This is a genomic window from Micromonospora sp. NPDC023888 (assembly GCF_040639415.1).
GTDB lineage: Bacteria > Actinomycetota > Actinomycetes > Mycobacteriales > Micromonosporaceae > Micromonospora.
Genome location: NZ_JBEZZW010000026.1, coordinates 100162 through 109745 on the forward strand (window position 1 = coordinate 100162; position 9584 = coordinate 109745).

The window sequence follows — 9584 nt, forward strand, 5'->3', positions numbered from 1 at the left end:
GGTCGCCGGCCGGTCAGCTGTTGCCGCGTCGCGCGGCCCGTCGCTGCTGCTTGATGGTGTCGCGTACCTCGCGCTCGGTCTCGGCGTGCCGGCGGCCGGCGGCGGCCTTGCGCACGCCGTAACCGAACGCGGCCACCTTGACCAGCGGGTTAGCGGCCGCGGCCGAGACCACGGTGGCCAGGTTGGCGACGTTGGCGGTGACGTTCTGCGCGTGGCTGGTCATGGTGTCGACCTTCGCCAACTGGAGGTTCACACCGTCGAGCGAGGTCTGCACCTGCTCCAGGGCGGTGTTGACGTTCTTCACAGTGGTGTTGACGTCACCGAGCAGCGGGCCGGTCCGATCGTTGAGGTCGTTGATCATCCGGGTGGTGGCGTCCACCGTGTGCCGCAGCCGCAGGATGGGCAGCGTCAGGATGAGCACCAGCACCGCGAACGCGCTTGCCGCGATCAGCGCCGCGATCGCTCCAATGTCGCCCACGCCTGTCCTCCTCAAGCAGAGTTCCGCAGGACCCGACGTCCCCGGAACGCACGACCGTGGTAGCCGTGGCAGCCGCCACGGCGTCGGCGGTCACCGGTAGCGGGTGAGCCCGCCAGCCCCAGACCCTACCGTCCGTGATGGAGACCGGCTCAGGACGGTGAGGGTGTCAGCTCACCCAGCGGATCCCCGCTGACCGTCGGGAACGGATCCTCTCCGGTCAGTGACGGGTCGGTGGTCGGCTGCGGCCTGGTCCGCTCGTCGTCGATCGCGTTGCGTACCTTCACCGACACCAACGAGCCGGTGCACTCGGTCGCAGCGGCCGACGGGTCGCCGGACGGCACGACGGCCGGCTCACCGTCGACCGGCGGCGGCACGCAGGTCGGCTCGCGTACCCACAGGTCGAGGGTCAACTCGTCGCGACGCCAGCAGGTGTAGCTGCCCTTCGTCTTCTGCTCCGGGCAGCGGCTCACCTTCCACGGCCGCCAGCCGTCCTGGCGCAGGGCGTCCTCGTAGACCTGCGCCGTGTCCTGCGGCGGCTTCTCCGAGGTGACAGTGCGCTCCCGCAGCCGGCAGTCGAGCAGGCACCAGCGGCTGCCGCTGACGTCGTCGACGGTCTTCGCGGCGGCCCAGCCGGGCACGTTGAGTTGATCCAGGTTGTCGAAGACCGGGTCACGGCTCAGCGTCCGGATCCCGAAGAAGAGCGGCACCGCACCGAGCAGCACGACGCTGACCAGCACCAGCACCGCCGCCCGGAGGCGACGGCGTTCCCGCAACTGCCGGCGCAACTCGGAGCGGGCACCCGGCGCGGCATCGTCGTCGGGCGTGTCCTGGCCGGCAGAGCGCAGCGCGGGCCCGCCGGCGGGCTCGGCCGCCGGCCGGTCCACCGGAACGGCCGGGACCGGAACGGCCGCGGCGGCACGGGCCACCCCGACGGGCTCGCCGGAGCGGCCGGGTGGTGGCACCGGGGCGACGCCGCTCGGGTCCGCGCGGCCGGGCTCCCGGTGCGGCGGCAGGGCACGGCCCGCGGCACGGTCGGCGGGGCCGGGTCGGCCGGCCGGGACGCCACCACGCGCCGGGGACCCGGGACCGGCAGCACCCGGTTCACCGTGCGTCCGATCGTCGGAGAGGGGCGGTTGCGCAGCTCCGGGTGGGCGGACGGCGGCCCGGGCCGGACCATCCGGACGCGTCCGCGGCGGGCCGTCCACACCCGCTGTGGCGGCGGCCCGAACCGGGCCGTCCCCACCTGGTGCGACGGCCGCCCGAGCCGGATTGTCCGGACGGGCGGCGTCCCGCGGGGCCGCCTCGGTGCCCGGGGCGGGGCGGGGTGGGCCGTCGGCGCCCCGGCGTCCCCCGCCCGGCACCGGTGCGCCACCCGGAACGGGTCGCGCCCGGCCGGGTGGGGCGGAGCGGGCGGCGCCGCGCGCCGGTGCGGGGCCAGCCCCGGGCTCGGGTGCGGCGGGACCGGCGCCCGGCGTGGGTCGACCAGTGGCGTAACGGTCGTCGCCGCGGTCGTTCGCCGGTCCGGGTCGCCCCGGGCCGTCCGGGCCGGGATCGGCCGGCGGCCGGCGTCGGCGGCCGGTCGGGTCCGGCGTGGGTGTCGGGTCCGGGCCGGGCGCGCCCACCGGACGGGCCCGCCCGCCGGTGGGGTCCGCAACGGGCGCCGCGGCGCCCCGGCTCCGGGTGGGACGGTCGCCGGTCGCCGGCGCCTGGGGCAGAGCCTGCTCTCCGGTGGTTCGCGGGTCGTCGGGTCGGACGGCACGGCGACCTGTCGGTGCGTCCGCGCCGGGGTCGGCCGGGGGGCCGGCGGGCCGGCGGGCGGCGGTGCGCTCAGCGGCCGGGTCGGGCACGCCGAGGCGACCGGACGCGTGGTCGACGAGGTCACCCGCACCGCCGGCCGGTGCGGGACGGCGACCCGCGTCCGGCGGGGTGCCGCCGCGGCGGTTGACGACCGGCAGGCCGGGGTCGGTGTGCGGCAGGCGGCCGGCCTGGCGCAGCCAGTCGGCGGGCCGTTCGGGGCGGTCCACCCGCGGTTCGCCGCCGGCCGGCGTACGTCGCTCCGGCTCAGCGGAGACGGCGCGGCGGCGGCCGGTGCCGTCGGCCGGACCGATGGTGGGCGTGGCACCGCTGTGCGCGCCGGTGGCCTCGGGCACCGGCGGGGCGTTGCCCGTGCGGGGCACCGGGGGCTCGTCGGATTCGGCGGCACGGCGGCGGCCGGCGGCCGGACGTGAGCGCTCGGCGGGACGACGGTCGGCGGGCTCCGGTGCCCCCGGGTCGACCGCCCCGGGGCGACGCCGCGCGGTACGCGGGTCACTGTCGATGGCGGGGTCGGGCCGCAGGCCGTCAGCGGCCGGTGGCGCGACACCGGCCGGAGCGCCGTCCAGGCGTCCCGGGCCGGAGGCGGCGGGTGCTCCGCCGGCCCGTGCCGGATCGGGTGCCGCTCCGCCGTGTCGACCAGCGGGCATCCCCTCGGCCGGCGGCAGTGCGCGGCCGGGCTCGGCGGATTCGGGGCCAGGTCGGCGACCCGGTGGGCCGGAGTCCGGACGGCGCAGTGGCGGCATCGCGTCCGGGTGACCGCCGGCTGCGGCGGCGTCCGGACGGCGGCCCGGCGGAACGGCGGCAGCCGGACGGCGCCCGGTCGGGCCCCCCGGGGTCGGTGGGCCCACGGGTGGGCCGGGGGGAGCCGTTGCCGGGCGCGGCCGGGCCGGGCCGCCGGGCGCGTCGGGCGCGGCGCGAGGCACCGGCGGGCTGGCCGGGTCGCCGCCGACCGGGCGGGTGGCGGGGGGTGCCGGCGGTACGGCGGCACGCGCGCCGGGCGCTGGCTGCACGCCGCGACGCACGGGCTGACCCTGGTTGGGGCCAGCGGCAGGTGGTCGGTCGTCCGGGCGGCGGCCCGCTGGCGGCACGTCCCCCGGCCAGGGGCTGTCGACCGGTCGACGTGCGGCGGCACCGCCACCCGGGCCGCTCTGGCGCGGGGCGGGCGGCACCGCGGCCTCCGGCGGCACCGGCCCACGCGCGCCGGCCGCCTCCACCGGCGCAGCCGTGCGCGGCCCGGCCGGCTCAGCCTGCGGACCCCTGCGCGGCCCGGCGGGATCAGCCGGCGCACCCCTGCGCGGCCCGGCCGGCTCAGCCGGCGGACCCGCGTGGGGGCGGTGGGGTTCCGCCGGTGCGCCGTCCGGACCGAGTTCGCCGCGTTGCTGCTTGGCCGAGCGGAGGTCGTCGATCCAGCCGAACTCCTCACCGGCTACCGGCTCCTCCGCCTCGGGCTCAGCCGCCCGGCCCCGGCCCCATCGGCGCGTCTTGGCGCGAGGATCGCGCCGCTCGTCCGGGCCCTCGTCCGGGCGGTCCCCACCACGGGATTTCACTGTTGACCCTCTCCTGCGGCGTCAGCGCCGCTGTCCTGCGTCGTGCCGGGGGCGCCCGTGCCCGTCGTCGGGCGGCCGTTCTCACCAGGAAGCGCGGACGCGGTCCGCGTCGTTACCGGCGGCTCGGCTGTCGGAGTGTCCGGACGGGCGGCCGGGGCCGGCAGGCCACGCACGATCCGGCGCAGCACCGGCAGCCGGCTGGCCACCGACCGTTCCGCGCCGTGCGGGCTGGGCTGGTAGTAGTCGGTGCCCACCAGGTCGTCGGGGGCGTACTGCTGGGTGACCACGCCGCGCTGGTCGTCGTGCGGGTAGCGGTAACCGGTGCCGTGGCCCAGGCCGCGGGCGCCGGCGTAGTGCGCGTCGCGCAGCCCGCGCGGCACCGGGCCACCCCGGCCGGCCCGGACGTCGGCGATCGCGGCGCCGATGGCGGTGGTGGCCGAGTTGGACTTGGGGGCGGTGGCCAGGTGGATCACCGCCTGGGCCAGGTTGAGCTGCGCTTCGGGCAGCCCGACGTACTCGACGGCGTGGGCGGCGGCGGTGGCGACGCTCAGTGCGCCCGGGTCGGCCATGCCCACGTCCTCGCTGGCGAAGATGACCAGACGACGCGCGATGAACCGGGCGTCCTCTCCGGCGACCAGCATCCGGGCCAGCCAGTGCACCGCGGCGTCCACGTCCGAGCCGCGCATGCTCTTGATGAAGGCGCTGACCACGTCGTAGTGGGCGTCGCCGTCACGGTCGTAGCGCACCGCCGCGACGTCGACGGCCTGCTCGGCGGTGGCGAGGTCGATCCGCCCCCCGCCGAGCGCCGTGGCGGAGGCCGCCGCCGCCTCCAGTGCGGTGAGCGCCTTACGGACGTCACCGGCGGCGAGTCGGACCAGGTGGTCCTCGGCCTCGGCGGTCAGGGTGAGCGCGCCGTCCAGGCCGCGCTTGTCGGCGACCGCGCGGCGCAGCAGGCCCCGGACCGCCTCGTCGTCAAGCGGTTGCAGGGTGAGCAGCACGCACCGCGACAGCAGCGGCGAGATGATCGAGAAGTACGGATTTTCGGTGGTCGCCGCCAGCAACGTGACGGTGCGGTCCTCCACCGCGGCGAGCAGCGAATCCTGTTGGGTCTTGCTGAACCGGTGCACCTCGTCGATGAAGAGCACGGTCTGCGGGCCACCCGCGCGGCGCTGGCGGCGGGCCGTCTCGATCACCGCCCGGACGTCCTTGACGCCGGCGGAGAGCGCCGACATGGCGACGAAGCGGCGGTCGGTCGCCCCGGCCACCAGGTGCGCGATGGTGGTCTTGCCGCTGCCCGGGGGACCCCAGAGGATCACCGACATCGGCGCGCCGCCGGAGACCAGTTGCCGCAGTGGGGCACCGGGTGCGAGCAGGTGATCCTGCCCGATCAACTCGTCGAGGGTCACCGGACGCATCCGGACGGGCAGGGGCGAATCGTCGGCAACCGCGGTGAAGCCGTCGACACCGGCGGGACCGTCGGGCGCGCTGCGCGACCCGGCGGGTTCACCGAGGGAGAAGAGGGCGTCGGACTCCATCACGAAGACAGTACCGGGCCGGGCCCACGAGGCCGGAATCGCGCCGTGGGCCCGCCGCCGGTGATCGGTTCCGGTCAGCCGCGACCCGGACGCCGGCCCCGGTACCAACGACCGCCGCCACCGCCGCGCGGACCGTTGCCCACGCCGGCCAGGTAGAGCGAGAGCAGGAGCAACCCGATGAGCACGAGGGTGTTCCAGTTGAACAGGTCGGGTGCTCCGAAGTCCGTGTCGAGCAGGTCGAGCAGCAGGGCGAAGCCAAAGACGATGGCGGCGAGAATGGCGAGCATGTCGGTCCTCCGGTGGGGGTTCCCAGTAGGTCGGCGCGTGATGTACCCAATCGGTCGGCTCGCCAATCTCCACGGTGGATGCGACCACGCCACGACGGCCTGGCGTCGGCCGTCGCACCCCGGGCTCCTAGGCTGATCGTCATGATCATCGACGACCGGGTGCTCCAGGATCGGAGCGCCATCCTGGCCGCCGTCGGCCATCACCCGTTCGCCCGGCACGCGCTCGGACGGGCCGTACCGGCGCGCGCGTACCGGCGCGATGGCGCCGTGCTGTGGCTGGTCCCACCCGAGCACGGCCCGGCCGGCTGCGCGATCGGCCCGGCCGAGGCGGCGCTGGAGATCTGTGTCGCGCTCGCCGCCGACGGGATACTCCAGCCCGGACAGCGGCTGCACCTGCCGCGACACGATCGCGGTCTGCTGGCCGACCGGCTGACGGTGGCCGAGCACAACGACTGGGACTTCCACTGGACCGACACGTCACCGCCGGCGCAGCCGGCCGAACAGCAGGTGGAACGCCTCACCGACGCCGACTGGCCCGCGCTTGCGGCGCTTGTCGACGAGGCGTTCCCCAGCAGCACCTCCCGCCCGGGCGATCCGCGGGTGGTCGACTGGTACGGCATCCGGGCCGGCGGCCGGCTGGTGGCGTGCGGCGCGGACCGCAGCCACTGTGACATCGGTTTCCTCGCCGGCCTGACCGTCGCCCTCGACCACCGAGGTCGCGGGCTGGGCGCGTCCCTGACCGCCGGGATGACCCGGGCGCTGCTGGCGCGCCATGACTCCGTGGCGCTCGGCGTCTACACGCACAACGTCGGTGCGGCGCGGCTCTACCGTCGGCTCGGCTTCACCAACACCCTGCCACTGAGCACGATCCGGCTCGCCTGACCGCTGGGGAGGGGCCCCTCCTCAGCGGTCAGCGGCGGACACCGGCACTGCGGGCGGCTCGACGGGGGTCGCGGGCCGGCGGCCGGCCAGCCAGGCGGGCAGGTAGAGCGGCGCGGCGACGGCCAGCACCACAGCGCCGACCACCATCGCGGTGCTGACGCTGGCGGCGGCGGCGATCGCGGTCAGGACCACCCCGCCGAGGGCGGCGGCCGGTGCCGACATCATCGAGTTCAGCGAGAGCACGCTGGTCCGGTACGGGCCGTCGACCTGCCTGTGCAACAGGCCACTGTGCAGCGGGTTCGACGCGCCGTGCACGGCGTAGCAGGCCAGGTAGGCCACCAGCACGCCGACCGGCCCGGCGAACAGCCCCATCCCGACCACCGTGACGCCCTGCAGGATGCGCAGCAGGGCCGCGCCCGGAGCCGCCCCGAACCAGCGCAGCAGCAGCGGGGTCAGTGCCGCGCCGGCGGCCGAGGCGAGCCAGGCGGCCGAACTGGCCGGCCCGAGCAGCGCGGCGGCCCGTTCCGGGTCGCCGATCACCTCGGCGAGCCGGACCGGCAGCAGCGACTCGAAGGTGACCATGCCGAAGCCCCAGAACAGCTCCACCGCCACCAGGGCCAGCAGCACCCGGGAACGCCGCAGCAGCCCGATGGCCTCGCCGATCATCCGGGGCGCCTGGACCATCGAGGCTCGCATGGCCGCCACGCCGGTGGCCGGTCGCTGCTCGACGAGCAGGACGAGCAGGGCGACAAGCGCGACCGCCTGCGCGACGATCGCGGCAAGCACGGGCACGGTGAGCGCGCTGACCGACCCGATCGGGCCCAGCGCGACAAGGCCACCGCTGAGGAGCGCGCCGGCGCCGATGGCGCCGCCGCTGACGGTGCCGGCGTACCCGAGGCCGCGTTCGTACTCGGCGTCCGGGTCGGCGGCCAGGGTGGCGTCGACGTACCAGGACTCCAGCGGGCCGCTGTCCAGCGCCCGGTAGACGCCCTGCACCGCAAAGACCAGGAAGAACAGCCAGAACGAGTCGGCCATCGCGAACAGCGACAGCGAGACGAGGTTGAGCGCTCCGGCGACGATCAACACGGGTCGGCGGCCGAGGGCGTCGGCCAACCCGCCGGTGGGCAGCTCCAGCGCGAGCACCAGCAGCCCCTGCGCGGTGTAGGCCAGGCCGATCTGCGGCAGCGACAGGCCGCGCTCCTGCATCAGCAGGACCATCACCGGGATGATCAGGCCGGTGGGCAGCCAGCGCAGGCCGTAGAGGGCGAGGTAGCGGAACCGGACCTGGCGTACGGTCAGCGCGCTCACGGCGTCACCTCGGTTCGCGACTGCGGGGCCCGCAGACCCGGCTCACTCCTCGCGCTCACGGCGTCACCTCGGTTCGCGACTGCGGGGCCCGCAGACCCGGCTCACTCCTCGCGCTCACCAGCGCTCGTCCAGCCGTGGGAAGCCGGCCAGGAACAGGTGCACCGGCTTGACGTCGTCGTTGTCGGCGACGGGCTCGTCGCGGTAGCGCATCAACACCGCCCACAGTTCGGCGTTGAGGGCCCGCAGTCGGGTCGGGTCGAGCGGCACCACCAGGTCACTCATGCCGGCCGCGTCGCGCCAGGCCCGGGGGTGGTGGTGCTCGACGGCCAGCCACCGCTCGGCCAGGTCGGCCATCACCCGCACCTGGTCGGCCTGGATCCACTGCACCGCGGCACGGGCGTCCGGGTCGTCGTCGAAGTCGGTGGGCTCGAAGTCACTGATGTCGTGTGCCGCCTGCCACCATCGCTGCCGGCTGGTGCCCCGGCCGGGGTCCTCGGTCACCAGCCCGACGTCGGCGAGCTGGCGCAGGTGGTAACTCGTGGCGCCGGTGTTGGTGCTCAACTTCTCGGCCAGCGCGGTAGCGGTCGCCGGGCCGTCGACCCGCAACGAACCGAGGAGCCGCATCCGCAGTGGGTGGGCCAGCGCGCGGACCTGTCGGCCGTCGAGATGGACGTGGCGCGGCTCGACCGGCCTGCCGGGTGCGGGACTCTCCATGCCTGCACACTATCTCTGCACACTTCTTATGCACAAGATTTATGCATAAGAAGTGTGCGAGCGTTCTCAGGGTGCGAGAAGTTCGCGTACGCCCCGCAGTCGCGTCCGCAGCAGGCCGGTGGCGCGGGCGGAGTCGAGGCGTACGTCGAGGGGGCGGGACAGGCCGGCGGCGGCACCGGCGGTGGTCCGGAGCCCGGCCGCGTCCAGACCGAACCGCGCCGCGACGAGCAGGCCCAGCTCGGCGCGGCTCACGGCGTCCGGGCCGGCGACGTTGAGCGGACCGGCGTACGAGGAGGCGACCAGCTCCAGCACGGCCTCGGCCAGGTCGCTGACGTCGATCGGGCAGCGCAGCTCGTCGCTGAACAGGACGGCCCGGCCCGCGAGCGCGTCCCGGCAGAGCTGGATCTGCTTGCTGCCCTCCCCCAGGATCAGCGAGGTACGCACCAGAGCCGCACCGGGGTCGATCGCCCGCACGGCGGTCTCGGCCGCGGCCTTCGCGGCCCCGTACCCGTGCACCGGGGTGGGTGGGTCGTCGTCGGCGTACGGCGTGGGACGGCCGGCGTGCAGCGCGTCACTCGACACGTGCACCAGTCGGGCACCGGTTTCGGCGGCGGCGACCGCCACGTTCGCGGCACCGTCGGCGGTGACCGCCCAGTCGTCGTACCGATAAGGGGTCCCGACCACGGCGTCCGGCCGCACCTGCGCGACCAGCGCGCGCACCGCGGCCCGGTCGGTCACGTCCAGCCGGCGCGCGTGCACACCCGGCACCGCGAGCTCACCGGAGTGGAAGGTCCCCACCACCGACATCCCGGCGCGAACCCCCCGGGAACAGACCTCCCGCCCCAAAAACCCACTACCCCCAACAACAAGCACCCGCACGACAGCCCACTCCCCCACCCAGATCGATCATGAGGTTAACGAGCCATACGCGGTTGCGCAGGCCCGTCAACCTCATGATCAACGGGGTGGGTGGGTGGGTGGGTGGGTGGGTGGGTGGGTGGGTGGGGGGGTGGGTGGG

Annotated in this window: 8 protein-coding genes; 1 reads left to right on the forward strand and 7 read right to left on the reverse strand. The window is 75.7% G+C overall.

Features of this window, described 5'->3' with window-relative positions:
* Positions 1 to 13: 13 nt before the first annotated feature.
* From AB0F61_RS22625 to AB0F61_RS22640, 4 genes are all read right to left on the reverse strand, one after another.
* The gene (locus AB0F61_RS22625; RefSeq protein ID WP_238679808.1) at positions 14 to 478 is read right to left on the reverse strand and encodes a DUF948 domain-containing protein; all 465 of its coding nucleotides are present in this window, start codon (positions 476 to 478) and stop codon (positions 14 to 16) included.
* Positions 479 to 627: 149 nt separating this feature from the next.
* The gene (locus AB0F61_RS22630; protein WP_357812739.1) at positions 628 to 1323 is read right to left on the reverse strand and encodes a hypothetical protein; all 696 of its coding nucleotides are present in this window, start codon (positions 1321 to 1323) and stop codon (positions 628 to 630) included.
* Between the two features lie 2513 nt (positions 1324 to 3836).
* A complete protein-coding gene (locus AB0F61_RS22635; protein WP_357812714.1) occupies positions 3837 to 5375 on the reverse strand; it encodes a replication-associated recombination protein A in 1539 nt (512 codons plus the stop codon).
* Between the two features lie 74 nt (positions 5376 to 5449).
* Positions 5450 to 5662, reverse strand: a complete 213-nt coding sequence (locus tag AB0F61_RS22640) for a hypothetical protein (protein ID WP_357812716.1) — start codon at positions 5660 to 5662, stop codon at positions 5450 to 5452.
* Between the two features lie 141 nt (positions 5663 to 5803).
* On the opposite strand from AB0F61_RS22640, the gene AB0F61_RS22645 reads away from it, so the two are divergent.
* A complete protein-coding gene (locus AB0F61_RS22645) occupies positions 5804 to 6544 on the forward strand; it encodes a GNAT family N-acetyltransferase (protein ID WP_357812718.1) in 741 nt (246 codons plus the stop codon).
* A gap of 21 nt (positions 6545 to 6565) precedes the next feature.
* On the opposite strand, the gene AB0F61_RS22650 is transcribed toward AB0F61_RS22645, so the two are convergent.
* From AB0F61_RS22650 to AB0F61_RS22660, 3 genes are all read right to left on the reverse strand, one after another.
* Entirely contained in the window at positions 6566 to 7852 is a 1287-nt protein-coding gene (locus AB0F61_RS22650; RefSeq protein WP_357812720.1) for an MFS transporter, read from the reverse strand.
* 114 nt (positions 7853 to 7966) lie between these two features.
* Positions 7967 to 8566, reverse strand: coding sequence for a helix-turn-helix domain-containing protein (locus AB0F61_RS22655; protein WP_357812722.1), 600 nt, complete (start codon positions 8564 to 8566; stop codon positions 7967 to 7969).
* A 66-nt stretch (positions 8567 to 8632) separates the two neighbouring features.
* The gene (locus AB0F61_RS22660) at positions 8633 to 9445 is read right to left on the reverse strand and encodes a sugar nucleotide-binding protein (RefSeq protein WP_357812741.1); all 813 of its coding nucleotides are present in this window, start codon (positions 9443 to 9445) and stop codon (positions 8633 to 8635) included.
* Positions 9446 to 9584 lie beyond the last annotated feature (139 nt).